This window comes from Xanthomonas prunicola (assembly GCF_025266575.1).
GTDB lineage: Bacteria > Pseudomonadota > Gammaproteobacteria > Xanthomonadales > Xanthomonadaceae > Xanthomonas > Xanthomonas prunicola.
The window spans coordinates 807,571-827,723 of record NZ_CP096142.1 but is presented as its reverse complement, the minus strand read 5'-3'; the positions used below and the strand labels follow the sequence as shown (position 1 = coordinate 827,723).

The following is a 20,153-nucleotide window of genomic DNA, read 5'->3' as shown; positions in this document are numbered from 1 at the left end:
GCTGTCCCGACCGCAAGGGCAGGCCTCCTTCTCGACGCTGGCGCTTTGTTGCGGCCCTTCGCTGTGCGCCGTGCACGGTGCTCACTCCCGGGTGCGGTAGGGCCGGACGCTTCGCCTGTCGGGTCCCACGAGGCGCACAACGCGCTGGTGGAGAAGAACCGATGAAGCGCACCAGAGACATCAAAGCCCAATACCAAATTCAGATGGACGAAAAGGGCATCTTGCTCGCAGCAGCCACCATCCTGGAACAACGCCTTCATCGGCAAGGTCGCATTGACAGCCCGGACCAAGCCGGCGACTACCTGATTGCCCGCTGCGCTCACCTGCCGCACGAAGTCTTCGGGGTCGTCTTCCTGGACATCAAGCATCAGATCTTGGCAACCGAACATCTCTTCTTCGGCACCATCGACGGCTGCGACGTGCACCCTCGGGTGGTCGCCAAGCGCGCCCTGGGCTTGAACGCCGCTGCCGTGATCCTTTTCCACAACCACCCGAGCGGCAATCCGGAGCCAAGTGAGGCCGACCGCAAGGTCACCGAGCGCCTGCAGCAGGCTCTGGGCCTTCTCGACATCCGGGTGCTGGACCACTTGGTGATCGGCGGGCGTCAGCACACCAGCCTTGCAGCAAGAGGGTGGGCGTAGCGCCCCTCTTTCATCGGTTGTTGGCATAGGACCACCAGTGCACCTGCTCTTGCAAGAGACATCACGCTGCGCTTGAGGCCGGTCGTCAGGCTTCTTTTGCTGCTTACGCCATTACGGCAAGATTCAAATGAGAAATCAAAGGAGGCGACTGCTGATGCGCCAGGATGCGATCCAACTGTTTCAATGCTTGGAGAAGCACGATGTCTGAGCCGGTTGAGAAGCTCTTTGATGGGTCTGACGCACTGTTGCAGGCATTGACATCGATCACCAAGCTTCCGGGCTTCGATCAAAGTGATCGACTGCAAGTCTGTCGCGCCCTTTGCCTGCTTTCCATTGAGCATGCCGTTGCGAGTCGCTGTCTTCTTGCGGTTCGTGCGGGACCATCGACGGTCATCATCCACCGTGCGCAGTTCGAAGCGCTGGTGAGAGCCGTCTGGGTCCTTTACTGTGCAAGCGATGATGAGGTGGCCTGCTTGAAGGAAGAGCTGACACCGACAAGTGAATCATTAGCTGCTCGCTTGCCGATGCTCTCCAAGATGCTCCAAGCTCTGGAAACAGTGAAGCAGGCAACCGAGCCGCTACGGGCGTTTTTGGAGTTCAAGAAATACTCTTGGGCGGCACTCAACTCGTTTGTCCACGCGGGTGCACATGCACTTCATCGGTTACGAACGGGCTTCCCGCTTGAACTCGTGGAACTAATCGTCAAACAAAGTAACGCGCTCGTAGTGATGGCTCACATGCAACTCGCGATCATAACTGGTAGTCAAGACGCGGTGCGCTGGGTCGCCAAGACGGCGGATGGCTTTTCCGATGTGCTTCCTCTGCGAACACGTTAGGCTATGCTCAATAGCATCGGTCGCGGACTTTAAGGCTGGCGAGTGGCAAAGCTTACGATGCAAAGTTCTCGCATTAAGGCCTGAACAAGTGAGGGGGGCGGATGACGAATATCAGCAAGGCGGAAAGCTTCGATGACGGATTTCTCCGCGCAGCACTTGAAGTCATCGCCAAGCGCGATGAGCGTAAAGTCACCATCGACAGCCAGGACTTCGATGGCCTGAAACAGCGACTTGATCGCTCACCGAGCACGACGCGCTTCACGCAGCCGATGGCCGAGTTCTACCTCGGTATCCCGAGACGACAGTTCGACAAGCTCAAACGAGAGCAGGGCAATCCCTTTGCAGCCAGCAAAAGCTCGCCACGATTCATCACCAAAGCCGAGCTTTTGACGTGGTATGCCAAAATCACGAAAGCACGCGAAAAGATCCAAGAGCCTATCTCGGGCAAGTTTGGCAGAACGGGGAAGGGCATTCCCTTCATTGTGATCCGCGAGTCCTCAGAAAAAATCAAGAGCGTGATCTCGCATGCGGGCATCACGGACCTTGATATGAGTGCGATTGAAGAAGCCTTCCGCGATGGGGCAACGGTGGTGGCTCTGACCATTGATCAAGCCTTAGCGCTACCTTGGCAGTCAAATGGCGAGAAGCAACTTTGGCGGAAGGCTTACAGAACCCACCTGATGGCGATTCATGCAGCCCAGATGGCCTTGCTGGATCGCCAGGAGTTAGACGAAGACACGAAGCCCGTGTAGCGTGACCACCCACCCTACGTAACGGCTGCCTGGCGCATCTTATCGTCAGGATTGTAGGCAACGGATGAATGGTTGTTCAGCGACCCGGGACGACCTCGTCCTTTAGCTATCCGGGCCTGATGCATAGATTGCGTTCCGAAGCTTGGTGGGTTACCAGGCACGGAGAGCAGCATGAAATACACCATCGAGATTAATGCGTATGCCCAAATCGTCCACTGGGCAACGATTGAGGCGAGCTCGCCAGAGGAAGCACTTTCCAAATGCGATATCGACGCGATCGCTTACAGCGACTTTGATTTCGACCAATGGCACAGCGCGCCTGAGATCCTTCGCATCGAAGATGAAACCGGCTCGCTCATTGCGTGCGACTACGAGGATGATGTTCCTGACATCAATGATCTGTAAGTCCCGTTGGGCTTATCCAATCGACTGACGCCATCACGCTGTGATCTTGACGAAAGACGTGATGGCGTTAAGTTGAAGGGGGAGGAGAGAAAATGGACCAGGCACTTAAAAGAAAGATTAGACAGGCTGTGAAGCAGGGGAGTGAGACGTATGTGACGTCGCTTTGTCAGGCTCAAAGTGATAGCGATGCTGCGGCACGCTACGCCATTGAGGTAGTGATCAAGAGCGGCAAAGAAAGCTTGATTGATCAACTGGTGCCACTGTTGTCGAAGTCGTTTTCGGTCTATCCGCTTGATGTCGCTGCCAAGGCGGGTTCAGCGCGGGCAGTTGAGCAGCTCATGGCGTTTTGCGACGCAGAAGATGACGAGGCATTGGTGCTTGCTGCTAGGCGCGGGCACACGGAGTGCGTCAAACGACTGCTCAAAGAGTGCAGTCCTCTGCAACACGACTCACTTGCGCTGTATGAGGCTGCGCGCCATGGTCATGCAGATGTCGTCTTTCAATTGGTCCTGTTCTCAGATGCCAAAGCGCAGGACAGCCGGGCGCTGATCGCCGCTTGTCGAGAAGGCCACTTGGAAGTGGTCAAGCATCTGTTGCCTTATTCATCCAAGATCCAATGTGCGCAGCACGGCTTGGCAGCGGCAGCCGAGAACAACCATGTCGAGGTCGTTGAGTTCTTGATAGAAGCTGGTCTTCCGGATCCGGAAGATACCTTTTCGTTGGGTCTCAATGCTGCCGCCTCTAAGGGACATGCAACTTTGGTGGGGCGTCTGCTTTGGGCGATCGTCAAAACAGGCCACGCGCCTCGCGACTTTGGCGAGAAAGCACTGTTCGCTGCAGCAACGAAGGGCGATGCAGGAATGGTCAAGTCGATCTTGGAGTTCGCCCACAAGACCGCTTATCCGGAGGCAGGCTTGTTTGCTGCACTCCAAAATGGCCATGATGAAGTGGCGGATGTTCTGGTTCGCCGAGTGAACTTAGATCACGTGCGGGACCTGATCACAGACGAAGCGATTGAGGCGAAGCTTGATGAGGCGATTGCCAGAGTTGATACGGCCAAGCAGCGCAGGGAGCTTCAATCCAACGAGCGCAAAAGGGTGGCGCAGAGTGATACGGCAGGGCCGGTGATGATGAACTCATCTCGTAGCGTGCGCTTGTAAGCAGATGTTGCCGAGATAAGACCAGATGTTGCCAGCATCCTGACACCTATGCTTCTAAGGACCTACTCTTCGTATTTCCCAATCGCCACGCGATAGCGTTCGGACCTGATGGAGATCGATGTCGTAGATGGCGATCAGGTCAGAACTGCTGGCAATGATGTGGCCTCGGATCTTTCGCTCACCCTTTTCCCAGAGTTCTGAATCGCCTCGCGATACCGGACCAAGGAGTCGACCCTTTTCTGTGTTTGCGTCATCTTTACCAGCATGCTCGCCAAGCAAACCCGGCAGGGTCGCCACCAACAGGCCGACGAGAAATAGTGTCAGTGAGAGATAAACCCCCGAGGCAGCAATGCCGGCCGATGAGGAAATAAGCTTGATCCATGGACGTCGCAAGAAAAATTCTTTAATTCGACCTTCGCCAACTGGTCGAGTGGGCAGCCGGTAGATCAAAACTGCGATCCACACAAAAACAAAGGCTGTTGCTACGGAAAACCAGGGGAACGAGCGAAACATTCCAAGCCCTTGCAGCACGATGGCATAGTAACCGCGAACAACCTTCCAGTCGGCCGATTGGGGAAATAGGTCGGCTTGAACGCCCCAGGCTTTGAGATAGCTTGTGTAGGCGACATGCCCACAGCCATGAAGCACGATCCCAGCCAGTGTTGTCACGGCAGCCAGACTACCGACGAAGCGGGTGATGGACCACGACCTCTTGGAAGATGCAGTGTTCGCGTCTTCTGGTGACGGGGTGGAACGCTTCGATCGGACAATTTCGATATGGCGCATAGTTTTCGTAGATCAACTTCGAGATGGGAAGGAGCTGCGTAGCCAACCCATCGCCTCATCAAGGTCTAGGTTAGAGCTGGCATAAGACACTTGAAGCAAGTGGGGCGAAAGCAAACTGTCCCACTTTTGGCTGGCCAGATTTTTCGCACCTGCCAATAGCACTTCAATGGACGGGGTTGGTGTAGCGGCAATCGCTCTGAGCGCTGTCTGGATGTTCTCAAGGGCATTCGGACCCCGCGTGATCTCGACCCCCAGGCGGCTACCCTGTGCCTTGAAGTTCCTAGCATTGAGTAAGCAAGCGATTGCATCGTTGGCCGCATCGCCCAGCCAAGTGAGAAGCAGGATGTCGCTTCCCCGATCCAGGAAAAGCTGGTCATCCAAGCCATGGTGCTGGTAGCTGGTCCGTCCTTCGTCGATGAAGCGCTGCGCACACGCATCCACAAAAGTCGGCGTCAGTGTTCCCTGATAGATCGCGCGCATGGTCTGACGCACCTTGGTGTGCACGCGTCCGCCGCCGCCGCTGAACAATGGTGGCGCGCCACTTTTCGTCGCAGATACATGAATTGTCTTCTGGGCCTCATCGATTTGCTCGACAAGCCAAGTGCGTCCACCAAACAAGATGCGTTGGCCGGTCGTGAGCATCTGAGAAACGGGCAGGGTGCCAAGTGGCTTGCCAGCGGCGACAATCCGGAATTCTTCGTCGACCGTGAACGCTGCATAGAACGAATAGTGGTTGACGATCCGATCACCGACAGACCCGTGTAGCAAAAGTCCGGATCCGTCTTGGATCAAGATGTCTTGTTGACCCAAATGGCGCAGCAGCTCGACAAACGCATCACGAGACACTTGATTGAAAGGAGCGCTAGGCGCGCATAGCAACTGAAACGCCTGGGGTGCGGTCAAGCCGCCATACTGTGCGATGACTGAAAGGAGCTGCTGGATGAAGGTGGAAAGATGCGCACCTTTGACCACAGGCGGCTCATACCATTTCTCGGTGAGCAGCATGACCACGGCCAAAGTTTGGAAGGTGTCGAGCCTCAGGCGTGTTCGAAGATCCGCCTGCGAGTCAATGGCATCTTCAATCACATAGCCGCGCAAGATCGCAGCTTCACCTTTGCGTCTTCCGGATCTGCCCATGCGTTGACGAAGACTGGCAACGGTAGGGGGCGTGCCAATCTGGGCAACGCTCTTGACCGCTCCGATATCGATGCCGAGTTCCAATGTGTTGGTGCAGACGGCAGTCGCTGGCTGATCCTTTTGTTTGAGCGCAGCCTCAGTGTCGTAGCGAATTTCTTTGGAAAGACTGCCATGGTGCGGCCAGAACTCGCGCGACACGCCAGCCTTTTCGCAAAGCCCATTGAGCAGGTGGGTATAGCGCTCGACCTCCCGGCGGCTGTTGGGAAAGACCAGATTGTTGCTGCCGCGAAGGGTTTTGAACAAATGCTCGGCCACAGCCAATGGTGCTAGTTCTTGCTTCTCCTTCTTGTCATCAGCTTCGCCCTTTTGAGGAACAGGTTCTTCAAAGCCTTTGATGATAAGGAGAAGTTCTGACGCATCGGAAGGGGCGTCTACAATCGCGGCGGTGCCCGCTGGACGCAGAAAGCACGCCGCAGCCTGCATGTCACCGAGTGTTGCCGACAGTCCGATGCGAGGCAGTTTGCGACCAACGACGGTATCGATCCTGTGTAACAAGGATTGAAGTTGTTTGCCGCGCTCACTGCCGATGAAGGCATGCAGCTCGTCGATCACAAAGTAAGCCAGGTGCTTGAAGATGCCGGCAATCGAGGTGCCTCGGTTGCACAGCATTGCTTCTAGCGACTCTGGCGTGATTAGAACGACGCCATGTGGTTTCTTGAAGAAGCGCTGTTTGCTTGTGCTGCTGATGTCCCCATGCCACGGCCACACCGGAATGTCGAGGTCTTCGCACAACCGCTCCAATCGACCGAACTGATCATTGATCAAGGCTTTTAAGGGGCTGATGTAAACGATCAAACCTGCTGGGGTCTGCTGTTCAAGATAGGTCAGCGCCGGCAGGAAAGCAGCTTCCGTCTTGCCCGAGGCGGTGCTGGCGGCAACGATCACATCTTGATCGGCAGGCAGGATCAGTGGGATGGCCATTTCCTGCACATCCCGCAAGGCTTCCCATTGCTCCGCCCACAAGTAGCGCTGGATGCCTGGCGAAAGAAGAGAGAACGCGCTTGACTGGCTCATCGATTAGAGTTTGAACGAAGCCAGTTCGTCATCCGCCTGGACCGTTAGATCTTCGTCGCCGCCATGGTCTTCCTTGACTTCAATCTCTCCGATCAAGGTTTGCCAAGCCGTGCCGGGATTTTGCTCCAAGACGGCCAACAGATTAATAAACGCCGTAATCGTGGTGCGAGGCGTGCGGAAGAAACTGTCACCAATCCGATTGGCGCAGTGCTCCATGAATTGCTGGATCGCTTCGTCAGGCAGCAAATACTTATCCGCATCACCGCCTGCGTAGACGTGGCGGATCTTGGTCAAAAGCACATAGAAGTCTTCTGCAGTGAGGCTCGAAAGGCGCACGACAGGTCCCGAGAAGTCGACCAGCCCTTCTTTGGCAAAGGTGTTTTGGGCCAAGCGGCTTTGGAGGGCTTGGTAGCTGTAAACGCCGCGACGGGGATCCATCAAGAATTCTGGCGTGCCACCCAGCACGAAGCCAAGACCTACCGCCGTTCCTTGGAAGGAGTCATTGAGCATGCGCAAGATCTGCTCGTAGTTCGAGTTGCGTGCCTGGGCGTTGGCAAGCTTGTAGAGATTAACGAGCTCGTCCAGGCAAACCAGAAGCCCGCTAAAGCCGGCCAGTCGCACGAAGCGCCCCATTAGTTTGAGCTGATCGTAGACCGAGGCGTCATCGACAATCGAGCGCACACCAAGCGCAGCTTTGGCGTCTGTCTTGGTGGAGAACTCGCCACGCAACCAGCGAATGGCATCGGATTTCAGTTGCTCATTGCCTTGTTCAAAGCCCTTGCAATAAGCCGCAATGACATCGGCAAAGTCATAGCCATTAACGAGTTCCGTCAGCTGTTCAAGCTTGGTGCGGATGACTTGCTCGGTGGGAACATCCTTTGCTTTGGCTTCGGTCTTGGCGGTCGCGATGAATTTCTCAACGACTCCTGGCAGCGCGCCACCGTCAGGCTTGGTGCGCGTGGCCAAGTTGCGCATCAGCTCTGCATAAAGCGAACGGGCTTGGCCACCGGAGGCATGCAAACGCCGATCGGGATTGAGGTCAGCGCTTGCCACGACGAGCTTGCGCTCCATCGCGATGGCGCGCACCAGGTTGAGGAAGAAGGTCTTGCCAGCACCGTATTCACCAACGACCAGTCGGAACGAGGAGCCGCCATCGGCTAAGCGATCAATGTCGCTGACCAGCGTTTCAACTTCGCGAATGCGCCCGACCTGGATCAGGTGCTGACCCGCACGAGGCACGACACCTGCACGCAATGACTGGATGACCGCATCACGATCCTTGGCACGAATAGGGTTGCTCATTGCTCTATTTTCTCGATGAACTCAGGGTTGATCTCCACCGGATCGTCTCCTTCAGAGAATGGGATGTCGTAAGCATCAAACGATGCATCATTGATGTGTTCAAGTGCGCCGTCGAGCATCAGCTCCAGATCCGAAGCGCCATCTTCCAGTTCGGAGCGCGTCCAGTTGGGTCGGGAGAGCATGAGGCGCAGCAGTGCGCTATGCGCTTCATCCAAACCCAACAGGCCAGGAGTAGAAGCAGCTTTTTGACTGGGGAGCGGCAGTGCTTGGTGCTCGATGATGGGCTCAGGCACATCCTCGGTAAAGATGCCAGCCAAGAGGGCAGAGACCTTGGCGGTATCATGTTGGAGTTCGGCAATACGTTTGGGGTCCAGGCGAAACTGCTTGGCTGGCTCTACCTTGGTGGTGCTTCTTCCCGCGCTCACGGCATGGACGTCACTAAAGACACGCTTGGTCTCCACGCCGAGCGTCTTGTAGACCTTCTCCAAGAAGCGCATTTCGTCTGGCGAGACGGTGCCGTCACTTTGCGCAAGGCTTGCCATGGAGGCGGCGATCACTTCCTTGGTGGTTTGATCCAACGGATCAAGCTTTTTCTTGAGCGAGGTTAGGGTGATGGGCGCTTGGCTCAGCCAGACAAGATGCGCACGAAGACGCTTGTGGTCGGCGGGACTGAGGTGACTCCATGCATCAATCTCTCGGCCAAGATGGTCAATTTCGTGTGCACTGAAATCGCCATCGGCCTGTGCAACCGTGGAAGCAAGTTGCAAGGTCAACAGGGCGATTTGATACGCGCTGCTTTGGGCTTGATGGGTTTGGCCGGGCAACAACGCGAAGAGGACCACAGGATCAGTATCGCCAGGCGCCCGCGCGCCTTCGAGCACGTTAGGCTCCATGCCGATGTGAGCCGCTTCGAGCGTCCTGGCAAGATCTCGGATCTTTTCTCGGTTGAGCGACGCTCCACCATTGCCAAAGCGATCGGCAAGCTGAGTCAGGGGCAGGGTGATCGCACGATCTTGAACCTCGTCCACCAGCAATTGGAGCGCTGCTTTGCGCGGTGCCGGCCAAATGCTGGTTGGCAGGTGTAGCAAGCCATCCAGCGTATTCCGAGCCTCGGGGTTCTTGTTGATAAGGCGACTCAGCGGGCCGAGTTCATCCGTGCATTGCTGGACGATTTCGTTGAGTTTCTTGATGGGCGCGGTGAGCGCGGTGACATCAGGTGTTTCGCCAAAGGTCTTGGGTTTGAAGCTGCTGCCATAAAAGGCAGGGGAAAATGTTTGTCTCGAAAGTTTCAGCTTGGTGCGGTTCTTGGGCAGGACCAACCCTGCATCAAAAAGCTCCCGGTAGCGCTCAACGAAGAGCTGATCGAATTCCTCTGCGCAGCGCGTTGTGGCAGTTCTGAGGGGGATTTCGGGGCTCAGGCGTGCCCATGCGAGGGCCAGTTGTGCTGGAATCGGGGCACGATCCAAGGAGCATTGACCCAACGCTAGGCGTAGGTAGAAGGGAAGTTCATGGGTGCGCTGAAAGCGGGGGAGCGGCTTGGTGTAAAGCTTTTCTCCAACGTCATCGAGTTCCATCCAGTCGAGCAAACTGTTGATCTGGAATCGGATAACGGTGTAGATCTTGCCGTAGGCGGCTTCTAGATGCCGCAGTGCTGCTTTGATGGCTGGCCAACCCTGCTTTGACTCTGGCTCATCGACCCCATCGATCAAGACCCGCCGTTCAATGCCATACAAGAACAACATCACGTATCGGTAGTTGCATTCGGGATCGGATCGATCAGAAGCGAGCCAATTGATGTAGGCGCGGCGCTCGGTTGCAGATAGGTCAGCGTAGTCTTCCTGGTAGCCGACTGGCTCGCGGTAGTTGCCAGTCGGTGCAACGGCGAGAACGCCATTGACCAAGCTGGGTTCAGTCCCTCCCCTTGGTGTGGCGAGCCTGACCCCAGAGTAGAACAGTCCGCCTGAGATTTTTACCCCACGAATTTCGATGATCTCGCCTGGCTGCACCCAGCGTGTTTTCTCCCAACCCTCAGGAGGCTTGGGCACAGAGAATTCTTTGGCGGGTGCACTGCCGGCGATGCTGGTGCGATGAAGCTCGTCCATGGTCCTGGGTGCTTCTGTGCGGGAGGCCTCAGGCAACGGTGGTGGGGTCGATGGCCCATGTGCCTCGCGCTGCAGAGCAGGAGCAGGAGTAGGCGGCACAGTAGGTGTCAGAGTCTGGATCGCCTCAATTCTTTCTGCAGATGGGCTTGGCTGGCTTGCGATCGGTGCGATCGCGCCCTGATCTTCAAGATTGGCGTCGGCAAAAGCTTGAGCTGGCCCAGGCATGGATGCTTTAGCGGCGACCGCACGCATGGCGTCGAGAAGATTGCTCTTCGGTTGCTGCGGCGATGACGTGGTTTCCGTAGGTGCAGAGGCGATGTTGTGGACGTCAGGTGTTGCGGTTACTCCCAGATCGCTTGGACTAGGCAAGGCAGTGGAGCGCGGGCGGCTCGGGGTGGGCACGATAATGCGCGGAGCGTCTAATGCGGCGTTAATGGCAGAGTTCGCTTGCCGACTTGTTGATGGTTGCTCAGCCACAGCGCGCATTGCTTCAAGCAAATTGCCGTTGGGCTGCCGGGAGACGGGACGATCCTGAGCATTTCCGGTAGCGCTCGGTTCAAGTGCGGCACGTGTGCCTGAAAGAATGATCGGAGACGTTTCCGCCTGCCCGGGAGGGGTAGGAGTCGGCGGTGCTATTGGCGTCGTCGGGCCGTGCTCGGCAATGTGTGCCATCGCGTTCCGTAAGTTCCCCAGCCGGTCGGTTTCAGCCAAAGCTGGGTTTTGTGGAATCGCCACCTGGGGAGCAGGGGGGACTGACTGGCTCAACGCTATGGTGGGGTCCGCGACGAACTCACTGGCAAGCCGGTTGCTCTGCGAAGGCGATGGAGCAATCGGCGATTGAGCTGCCTCTAGCATGGAAGACAGGATCTTCCGGTTGGCGCTGGCGAGAGCAGGCGCTGTAGAGCTGCGAGGTTTGCTTTGAGCTGACTTCAACCCAGTCAGTTCGGCGAGCGTCGGCTCACGCACGATCGGGGCTGCTGGCTTCCTCCGAGTCTGCCACTTAACGAAGAGGTAGAGCCCGAAAGCGACCACAACAGTAATGCCGAGGGCAATCCACACCTGTCTCGGCACCATCGCGATGATCGCTAATGCGATCATCAATGCGATCACGGTAAGGTCTGAGCCTTGCTTTTTCCTGCGTCTCGCCACGTGGCCCCCTGCCTACGGCGTATTCCTAAACCATTGTAGTGCGGAAAAAGCCGGATGGATTTGCTCGCCATATCATCCCTGTGCCCAAGGCAATGGGGACCAGCACCAGGTGCAGCACGCTCAGAAGCGATGAACGAGTGATGTGAGCATGTCGGGCAAGCGTGGCCATAGGAAGCGTGTCGGCAACACAAGCGAGAAGCACAGTGATCCCACTAAAAAGCCCTCAAGCAGCCGTAGCAGTTTAAAGGAATAAGTGATCTAATCAGATTAAAAATGGTAAGCGAGGATTGGAATGAAGCAACTCGACTTATATCTGCAGGGTCCACAGCCTGGCTACGCTATGCTGATTGGAGGAAGTTGGGGCGTGGGAAAGTCCTTTGTTTGGCAGCGATATGCTAGGCAACTTGAGGAAATCACACCAATTACGATTTCAGCCGCGGGTCTTCAGACAGCAGAAGATCTTGAGCGTGCTCTATTTCAGGCCTCAATCAGTGATTTGGGTCCAAAGCCAATGATTGAGTTAGGCTCAGTAGTGGGAAGAGCTCTGCTGCGCGTCGTGAAGGTCGATCCCAACGACATCAAGCTAAAGGCTGATGTGACAGGTGGACGTAGTGTCATATGTATAGACGATATTGAGCGGTTTGCAGGTGATTTCAACGTCATCTTCGGGTTTGTGGTTAATTTGATTGATGTTAATGGCGTTCACTGCGTGCTTATCGCCGATGAGGAGCGAGCCAATGAGCGATTTAAGAATGAGTATGGGAAATATAAGGAGAGGATTGTTGGCAAGACAATCGTGTTGCAGCCAAACATTCATGATTTTTGTGATCAGGTAATAAAAGGATTTGCTAATCAGCAAGTTCGCGAGGCAATGCTTGCTGGCGCTGAAAGACTCGTTGCCCTGATTGAAGGTGCTAAATTGAGAAATCTTCGGGCAGTTAGATTTTTTCTAACTGAAATGGAGATTGTGTTGAGGTCACTGTCGCCTGATCTTATAAGCCGCGCTATCGCGAGTTCTTTGCCAAGTGCTTTGCTCTTTTGGATTGGTGCAACAAGTAAGGATGCTGGCAATCTTAGAATTGTAGAAAAGGCGTTTTTAAGTCAGGGTATGGACCTGGCGCTGACTATGCGTGTATACGAAAAAAGAAAAAGAGACCAGCGAGATGGTGATGCTGATCCTGATGATATAGATAAATTTTCAGACTTGTTGAATGAGCTTGGACTATCCCAAGAGCATAATAATTGGCCGGCATCCTCCGCTTTTGTCGATCATATATTGGGTTTGGAACGAGTCGATTACGGCCAGTTGAGTATTGATTTTGGTTTGGCGGAGACGGCAGTTGAGACTTATGATCCTATTGCTGTAATCAATCATTATGCTAGTCATGATGATGAGGCTGTTCAGATGGCGATTAAGAGCGCGCACGAGGAATTCAATAGGAACCCCGCTGAACTCACGCGTCTTTTTGATATCTATCGAGCCTTGCACTACATGGCATCTCGCGAAATTTTTGCCATTACTAAAGATGCATGGAGAAGGGAGGTGGTGGACAGGTTGATCGGTCTAATTGCTGAGCCGCACTGGCTAACTCCGGAGGTATTTGAAATTTTCCCTGGAAGCTATGATCCGGAAGAACAGTCTGTCTTTGAGAAGTTTGAGCAAGTGCACAATGCGGCTCTTGATTTAAGAAAGGAAAATGATCGAAACGACGCCCTGGCTGCATTGCTGGATGGGACGACCATGGGCATTGACGCAACTATTAGCCCTCTTCTCGTGGCGGTAGAAGGCTCTGAGTCTGAGTTTTTAGCAAAGCTGCGCATGGCTGGCATGCATGCTGTTCTGCGCTTGAAAGAGATACTTCGCAAGCGGCTTAGTATAAGCAATGTTGCAGCCTACGTTAAGGCGGATCGTGTATCGGCGATCGCGCTTGCAGATCAGATCGACAAAAGCTTAAACGTAGCAAGTCCAATGCTCATATTGGAATCGGAACTCAAAGAACTTGCGTGGACACTAAGACGATTTGTGAGCTACATTGATGGAGATTGAGCTTGATGAGTATTCGGCGCCCTTTGAATTTTCTTCTAGCGCCGACTATTTTTCAAATTCTTTTTTTTTGAATCTTGACCGGCGCGTTTATTGCCTTACCTTCTGCGGTGAGGTTTGAAGATGAATATTAAATTTGAAGCGCAATTACTGGAAAACCTCGGATTTTTCGTCGCTCCCGACAATTTGAGTAATTCTTCGATTGGCGACGATCATGGTTGGATGGTTACACACCCGCAGTGGGATCATGGAAGACAGTGTGAGTCAAGAGCCGATATCGCGAAGTGGCTATATTCACGCGGGGTCAGTCTTTATCCTCAATATCTGGCCATTTTGCGTTTTCGAGAACTTTTGGGTTCTGCAGATGCAGAAACCATCAATGGACTGAAATCATGGTGCGAGGGTAGTCGGGTCCGAGGTGCAGCAGAGGTCGTTGTGGACGAGGTGCTACGTGTATCGCGCCAAGAAGTAGTTCTGGCCAAAAAAGATTGGCTAAGCCTTGCTTTGGAAATTCTTGCTCCCCACATGCAGCGAAGATATTTGCCACTAGGAACTCACATGGGCTTGGAACTTGATGCCTTCCTGGCCGCTCGTGCCCTAGACAGTCAGCGGTCCAAAGGCATAGTCTATGATCTTTGGAAAAGGACGCGAGATGGATTTCAGAGATTGGGTTGTCGCTTCTTTGGATTTGCCGAAAAACATTAACTCGGCAATTGAACTGAATTTGCAGCTAGCAGCTAAGACTGTAGAGGCTCTTAACGGTTCTTCTAGTCGCTTAGATGAAGAGACATTGACGGGTGCTATGATCGGGGCGCTGGTAGCCGCTCACCCGATGAGCGCAGCAAGCTTCCCATCAGATCAGGCATCGGCGATCCAATGGTCCGGCTACGCCAAGCATGGCAGTGGAATAAACAGCGAGCGCAGTTCCGGCGCTGACTTTGCACTGGTGATTTCTTTGCCAGATGGTCGATTACGCTTGGCTATTTTTCAAGCCAAGAGCGACTGGTCCGCATCCGCAACCAAAAATACGCTCGTTGTTGGGCAAATTAAGGAGGTGCCCGAAGAGAAGAATGTCGATGGTATCGTTATACATGATGCGTACTCCCGGAATCAGATCGAGGCGCTTGTTAAAACAGCCAATGGTATTGAATTAAAAGACAACAAGAGTATCTCGATCAGCAATCTTTCGTGGGTTCATTACCTTTGTCAGTTCCAATTGGGCATCGAAGCCGTTGCGCTTTCAAAAATCGAAAGTCACGTTCTGCAATCGATCGAATCCTGCAAGGAGGTGCGTTTGACGCTCACTTCCGATAAGGGGGTACAGCTGGATCTGCTTCTCAAAAGCAGCTGCAGCCAAAAGGCAGATGGATGGCTTGATCTTCCGACACTTGATGATGCGGGTTTGCCCGCCTCTATCGATCTCAGCGCTTTGGTTGAGCTGATGCCTGTCGTCGTTGCCCGAGAGGGCTCAGGCGGCCCGCAGCTGGAATTTGGGATGGGGATAGAGCGGGGGATGCTTAGTCGGCCCCTCTTGGATTTGCAAGAATCAACACCAGTCCCCGCGTCCATTAAAACGCACAGCATGTAGCCTCTGTGAAGGCGGCGCTGCTCAGCTCAATGGTTGAACAGACGCCTTTTACGCCGGTCTATGGATACATCCTCGCTCCCTTCCTCAGCCGCTCCCTAAATTGACCTCGCACATAGCCCGGCAGCTTCACAGCCGGCTGATAGTGGCCGAGCGCTTCGACCTGGATCCTCCGTGTGTTGCTGGCTGACTTGTGGACATAGTTGTCCTGCAGCACTGGCGCTTTCTTGTTGAGCGCATGACCCGTGATGAGGGCAATGTGCTCGACCCGCACGCCCTTGGCGTCCAGCTCGGTTGCAAGCGTGTGACGGAACGCATGCGATCCGATTCCTTTGCCAAAGCCTAAGCCCTTTAAGTAGGCAGCAAACTGGTTGACGAAGCCCTGGCTGTAGCGCCCGTTAGGCTCACCGGTCTTGCGGCAGGTGCCAGCCGACAGGTTGGGGAAGAGGCGAGGGTGACCAGACGCCTTGATGTCGGCCAGGAAGTCGAGGAAGCCCGCCTGGATGAGGCTTGCGTGGATCGGCACCTTACGGATGGCGCTCTTTCCTTTCAGGCTTTGCCGACTTCGTTTGCCAGCGCTTTGCGCCAGGTCCTCGTCCACCGTCTTCTGGATCGAGAAGCACCACACGCCTTGGTCTTGCACGATGTCAGCCACTTTGAGCTGGGCGATCTCATTGATCCGGGCGCCCGTGTAAAGGGCGATGAGCGGGCACCACCAACGGTGCGGATACTTCTTGGCCCAGGGCAGGAAGGTCTCGGGGTTGAAGATCTTCTGGATTTCCTCTGGTGAGAGCAGCCGCTCGGGTTCATCCTGATCAGCCAGTAGCTCTTCTCTGGCCGGCTTGAACGCATCCATGGGCGAGTGTGGGATGGCACGTGCTTTGACCAGGGTGTTGAAGAAGGACGCGAGGAAGCGCCGATGCAGTTCCAAGGTGGCGTTGGCCGGTTGGGCCCGCCCTTGGCGTTGACCTTTGGCTATCAAGGCTTCTACGCTCAACCCTTGGTGCTTGGGGTTCGTCATGAAGTCTTCGGGTGCCCATCGCAGCAGATCCCACATTTGGTAGATGTGCGTGTGGTCGATCCGAGCAACAGAGGTGTTGCCGCTAACGCGTTGAAGGATGGCAAGCGTCCGACGATACGCATCGATCGTGGTGGTGCGAAGGTTCTGCCGCTCCTTGTCTTTGAGGAAGTCGTCGACCTCTTCAGAGAGGAGTCGCGCCGGGGTGGCCAAGGGCAGGGGCTCAGGATAGCGAGTTCCGGATCGGCGAAGTCGTCGGAGTTTTTCATGATGGTCGTAAGTCGCTTGGACCAGATCCTGAAGGTGAAGCGCGCCGGCTCGGTCTTGAACGACCATGTCAGTGAATTCGACTTTGCCGATGCGAATGCTTCGGATAAATAACTGACCTTTGGGGTGCTGCAAATACTTGTGAAGTTGGGAGTGTTTAAAGTGCATCTACGATCCAGTGTTGAGGAGGTAGACGTTTGATAAGGGGAGGGGATTTTCTGTCAATGATAAAATAGGACAGAAATTTCGTGCCGATGATTGCCTAAGGTGATCTCAATATTTGTCATTCAAGCAGCTGTATTTTCAGTTCGACTTTCATAAAAGATTTTATCGGCAAGCTATACGGGGTAATGATTGCAGTGGTATAAATGGGTTTGAAACCATCAATGCGCTTGTAGTGTTTAAAAGTAACAAAATGACGAAAAGCAAGAGATATCTCACACAGATAAAATGAACGCCAGATAAATGAAGAGGGCTTTGCCTAATTTAAATATTCTTAAGAAGACAGTTAGGCAATCCGAATTCGGTCCCCCAGTGTCGGCAGGGATGATTTTGGGGGCGTCGCAGAATTTGAGACACAACTCGGCTGAGATCAGCCCTGGGGCAGGGGCTGACACGCAGACCTCAGGAGCCCGTAAACTCACTGACGGGGATAACGCATGGACAACTGGTTGGCACAAGCGGTGATCGGTGGGGTGGTGGCTTCAGCGGTCATCTACTTGGCGCGTTGGGCTTACGGCAAAGCGATCTTCTGGAACGATCGGATAAGCCTAGCCATCAATCGAGCCGAGCTGCGGAAAATTGAGCACCTTGGCCAAGACAAGTTCCATATCGTGCAGTTCCTGCTAATCCAAGTGCTTTGCTGCTTTGGGATCTTGGGCATTGCGATCATGCTTGCCCCACTGGCCTTTATGACCGACGGAGCGAAGTGGATCGTGCCAGGGCTAGGGTTGCTTGGCTTGTCGATCTACGGGTGTGTGATTTATCCGCTTGGCATGATGGCGCGCCTGAGGAAGGGAGCGGGTTACATCACACGCCAGAAGGCGCTGATCGACCGAACAGAGCGCCGCTTGGACCTCACTTCTCAAAATGCCTAGTCTTCATTTTGAGAATGCCACGATCTGGATATCGTCTGCTGACTAAGGGGGTTCGACATGAAAATCTTCATCAGTTCGCTTATCACCGGAATGGAAGCCGAGCGAGCAGCAGTCAAGCAGGCCATCGAGCTTCTCGGTCATCAAGCCATCATGGCGGAGGACTTCGGAGCGCGGGCAAGCTCCCCTCAGGTCGCATGCCTCAATGGTGTGCGCGAGGCTGACCTCGTCATCCTCGTTCTTGGGCCTCGCTACGGTGCCAAGCAGGCAGGAGGCGTCTCGGCAACCCACGAAGAGGTGCATGAAGCCCGGAACCGTAAGCCACTCCTGATGTTCGTGCAGTCGGGCATGGAAGCGGAACCGGATCAAGCCGATTTGATTAGAGAGATCGGCAATTGGCAAGGTGGTCAGCTCTGGGACGGCTTTGTCTCAGCGGATGAACTGGGGCAAAAGGCAACTCTCGCCATCCATCGGTTCCAGCTGACGCAGGCCGTGGCGCCCCTCGATCCCACAGGATTGCGCGATCGTGCACTGACACTCTTCCCACGGATCGAGCGCGGCTATCAGCAAAGTGGCGCGGTCTTGCAGCTTGCTGTTGCAGCTGGACCGGACTCAACAGTGCTTCGCCCCGCCGAGATGGAAGCTCAGCTCCTCCTAGATGCCATGCAAAAGCACGCACTCTTTGGAGCCCCAGCCGTTTTTGATCGGAGCCTGGGGATGAAGGCGGGCTTGAACGGTGAGGCGCTCGTGTTGGTCCAGGAAGCGCAGCGTAGTGACGGCGCGTCGATCCGACTTTGGCCCAACGGGGATGTCCTGATCAGCTTGCCTGTTCCGCCGCCAGAACGCGGTATGGGGCTATCGGTCGTCGTAGAAGAAGATATCGCAGGAAAGCTGGAAGCCGCTATCGGCTATGCTGCCTGGCTCCTGGCTCATATTGATCCAACCGAACGGCTTAGCCATGTCGTTCCTGTGGTGCGATTGTTGGGAGAGCATGCTGGTGCTTGGAGGACCCGTGCTGAGCACGAGGCCAGTCCTAACAGCATGCAGGTGTCTTACCGGGAAGGTGAGCACCAAGCGCCCGTGCTCCTTTCACCGGCCCATCGAGTTAGGCAATCGCTATCCATGGACGCTCAGCGAATCGGAGAAGATCTGGTCGTGCTGCTGCGCCGTCGTTGGATCAACTGAGATCCAGTAGGACATCAACCGGGAGAAATCAATGAGCGTTCCCGCACAAGCTTTTGCAGATCGGCTGCCCAATGATCTTTTGCCTGGCAGCATCTTTCTCTTCCGAGAGAGTTGGGCAATGTTGGTCAACAACCAGCAGGAAGAACCAGAGCCCGTTCTCGCTTTCTTGATGCTCCAAGGAGAGCGCGCAGGCTCGCTCTTAAAGGTCGGAAAAGGCATGCCGCCATGCCTGACTCTGGCCGAACCGTTCGGATGGTTCGCATCGGTGAAAGAGGGAGTGCCTCCAACACATGATGTGGTGGATACCGCATCACTATCACTTACGTCAGCTGGTCCGGTGGTTGTTGGTCAGATGCCTAGCCAATGGGGAGACGGCGACAAGATCGCGTTTGGCATGCGTGGACAGCCCCTTGGTGACCATCCCCGTGGTGCGGTCAAGCGCTTTGCTAAATGGAGTGTTGAGCTTTGATACGCCCAGCCTTTCGTGAGTTTGGGGCAGATTTTTGAGGTCGATCGAAGTCTGGCCTGATTCCATAACAGGCAAAGTAGAACCCTCGAAAATAGCCGTCTTACGCTCTTGAGCCCTGGCAAATCTTGAGTCAGAACTGATGAACTCTGACTCAGGAAATACACATGGCCATCTATCACACCCGAATCAAAACTTACAGCCGAGCCAAAGGGCATTCTGCAATCGCAGCTGCCGCCTATCGCGGCGGCTACTTGTTCACCGATCCCAAGTCGAACGCTCGCCACGACTACCGGGGCAGGGCAGGCATCATCCAGTCGCGTTGCCTGGCACCAGCTGGTTCACCGGCATGGGCAGATGACCCGCAAGCACTTTGGGCCGCTGCAGAAGCGGCAGAGCGACGCCGCAACAGCACCGTCTGCCGCGACTTCGCGATTGCGCTGCCGCACGAACTCGATGACCCCAAGCGCTGGGAGTTAGTGCTCGATATCGCACATTGCCTGATTGAGCGATATGGCTTTGCCCTGCAAGCGAGTCACCATCGCCCGACCAAAGATGACCCACGCTACTTCTATACCCATCTGCTCGCCACGACGCGAAAGATGGAAGCATCGGGACTGACGACAAAGACGCGGGTGCTAGACGGGCGCATGAATGGCAAGGAGGAAGTTGAGTGGATCCGTGCCATGATCGCTGACCGGATCAATGCGCACCTTGCCGAGGCCGGTATCGCCAAGGCGGTTGAGCATCGGCCCTTGACGGAACGCTTGGAAGCCATGCGAGGCAACGGTATCTTTGTCCAAGGACAAGCAAGCTTCGAGCAGCTTCTGTCCCGCTATCGCCAAGAGGGGCGACTGTTGAGCGTGCCGGATGGCCACGCGGCGGAACAGGCCCAGCGAGAGCGCCTAGGACCAGGCATGGACACTTCTGTTGATGAGGCTTCGGTGGCGCAGATGCCCATCATGCTGTCACCCACTGGCGGGCTCAGTTCAAGTAGGGACGACGAAGCTCTGTCAGCAAACCAAGAAGATCGAAGCGACCATCCAGATAGTCGTTGAGCGCATTGGCCATGTGCTGATCAATACCAAAGCCAGCTGCATGCTGTTGGGCGATCCAGCCTTCAACATGGGCTTGGCGGAGTTGATGCTCT

General features: G+C 55.0%; 17 protein-coding genes. 12 read left to right on the top strand and 5 right to left on the bottom strand.

Features of this window, described 5'->3' with window-relative positions:
* Positions 1-161 precede the first annotated feature (161 nt).
* The 5 genes from M0D43_RS03400 to M0D43_RS03380 all read left to right on the top strand — a co-directional run bounded on the left by M0D43_RS03400 (position 162) and on the right by M0D43_RS03380 (position 3,794).
* Complete coding sequence (locus M0D43_RS03400; RefSeq protein ID WP_425510708.1) at positions 162-641, top strand: JAB domain-containing protein; 480 nt, start codon at positions 162-164, stop codon at positions 639-641.
* Between the two features lie 200 nt (positions 642-841).
* The gene (locus M0D43_RS03395; protein ID WP_134979738.1) at positions 842-1,477 is read left to right on the top strand and encodes a DUF6988 family protein; all 636 of its coding nucleotides are present in this window, start codon (positions 842-844) and stop codon (positions 1,475-1,477) included.
* A 101-nt stretch (positions 1,478-1,578) separates the two neighbouring features.
* Positions 1,579-2,229, top strand: a complete 651-nt coding sequence (locus tag M0D43_RS03390) for a hypothetical protein (protein ID WP_252163554.1) — start codon at positions 1,579-1,581, stop codon at positions 2,227-2,229.
* Positions 2,230-2,400: 171 nt separating this feature from the next.
* Positions 2,401-2,634: a hypothetical protein gene (locus M0D43_RS03385; protein WP_252163553.1), complete on the top strand. Its 234-nt coding sequence runs from the start codon at positions 2,401-2,403 to the stop codon at positions 2,632-2,634.
* 92 nt (positions 2,635-2,726) lie between these two features.
* On the top strand, positions 2,727-3,794 hold the full coding sequence (locus tag M0D43_RS03380; protein WP_252163552.1) for an ankyrin repeat domain-containing protein: 1,068 nt from the start codon (positions 2,727-2,729) through the stop codon (positions 3,792-3,794).
* A gap of 54 nt (positions 3,795-3,848) precedes the next feature.
* Here the strand turns inward: M0D43_RS03380 and M0D43_RS03375 are convergent, their stop codons facing one another.
* The 4 genes from M0D43_RS03375 to M0D43_RS03360 all read right to left on the bottom strand — a co-directional run bounded on the left by M0D43_RS03375 (position 3,849) and on the right by M0D43_RS03360 (position 11,305).
* Positions 3,849-4,463: a hypothetical protein gene (locus M0D43_RS03375; RefSeq protein ID WP_252163551.1), complete on the bottom strand. Its 615-nt coding sequence runs from the start codon at positions 4,461-4,463 to the stop codon at positions 3,849-3,851.
* Between the two features lie 129 nt (positions 4,464-4,592).
* A complete protein-coding gene (locus tag M0D43_RS03370; protein WP_252163550.1) occupies positions 4,593-6,791 on the bottom strand; it encodes a DEAD/DEAH box helicase in 2,199 nt (732 codons plus the stop codon).
* 3 nt (positions 6,792-6,794) lie between these two features.
* A complete protein-coding gene (locus M0D43_RS03365) occupies positions 6,795-8,093 on the bottom strand; it encodes an ATP-binding protein (RefSeq protein ID WP_252163549.1) in 1,299 nt (432 codons plus the stop codon).
* The gene (locus M0D43_RS03360; protein ID WP_260807929.1) at positions 8,090-11,305 is read right to left on the bottom strand and encodes a TerB N-terminal domain-containing protein; all 3,216 of its coding nucleotides are present in this window, start codon (positions 11,303-11,305) and stop codon (positions 8,090-8,092) included. The genes M0D43_RS03365 and M0D43_RS03360 overlap by 4 nt, the downstream gene beginning before the upstream one ends.
* Positions 11,306-11,636: 331 nt before the next feature.
* Here M0D43_RS03360 and M0D43_RS03355 point away from each other — a divergent pair, with 331 nt between their 5' ends.
* From M0D43_RS03355 to M0D43_RS03345, 3 genes are all read left to right on the top strand, one after another.
* Complete coding sequence (locus M0D43_RS03355) at positions 11,637-13,391, top strand: P-loop NTPase fold protein (RefSeq protein ID WP_260807928.1); 1,755 nt, start codon at positions 11,637-11,639, stop codon at positions 13,389-13,391.
* 120 nt (positions 13,392-13,511) lie between these two features.
* Positions 13,512-14,093, top strand: a complete 582-nt coding sequence (locus M0D43_RS03350) for a hypothetical protein (protein ID WP_252163546.1) — start codon at positions 13,512-13,514, stop codon at positions 14,091-14,093.
* On the top strand, positions 14,041-14,976 hold the full coding sequence (locus tag M0D43_RS03345; RefSeq protein WP_252163545.1) for a hypothetical protein: 936 nt from the start codon (positions 14,041-14,043) through the stop codon (positions 14,974-14,976). Before M0D43_RS03350 ends, M0D43_RS03345 begins: the two co-directional genes overlap by 53 nt.
* A 58-nt stretch (positions 14,977-15,034) precedes the next feature.
* On the opposite strand, the gene M0D43_RS03340 is transcribed toward M0D43_RS03345, so the two are convergent.
* A complete protein-coding gene (locus M0D43_RS03340) occupies positions 15,035-16,204 on the bottom strand; it encodes a tyrosine-type recombinase/integrase (RefSeq protein ID WP_313905551.1) in 1,170 nt (389 codons plus the stop codon).
* Positions 16,205-16,917: 713 nt separating this feature from the next.
* Between M0D43_RS03340 and M0D43_RS03335 the strand changes: the two genes are divergently transcribed.
* From M0D43_RS03335 to M0D43_RS03320, 4 genes are all read left to right on the top strand, one after another.
* Positions 16,918-17,355: a hypothetical protein gene (locus M0D43_RS03335; protein ID WP_252163543.1), complete on the top strand. Its 438-nt coding sequence runs from the start codon at positions 16,918-16,920 to the stop codon at positions 17,353-17,355.
* Positions 17,356-17,412: 57 nt separating this feature from the next.
* Positions 17,413-18,537 (top strand): DUF4062 domain-containing protein, encoded by a 1,125-nt coding sequence (locus tag M0D43_RS03330; RefSeq protein WP_252163542.1) that lies wholly within the window; start codon positions 17,413-17,415, stop codon positions 18,535-18,537.
* A gap of 31 nt (positions 18,538-18,568) precedes the next feature.
* Positions 18,569-19,006: a hypothetical protein gene (locus tag M0D43_RS03325; protein WP_252163541.1), complete on the top strand. Its 438-nt coding sequence runs from the start codon at positions 18,569-18,571 to the stop codon at positions 19,004-19,006.
* Between the two features lie 164 nt (positions 19,007-19,170).
* Positions 19,171-20,061, top strand: a complete 891-nt coding sequence (locus M0D43_RS03320; protein WP_252163540.1) for a MobA/MobL family protein — start codon at positions 19,171-19,173, stop codon at positions 20,059-20,061.
* The last annotated feature ends 92 nt before the right edge of the window (positions 20,062-20,153 follow it).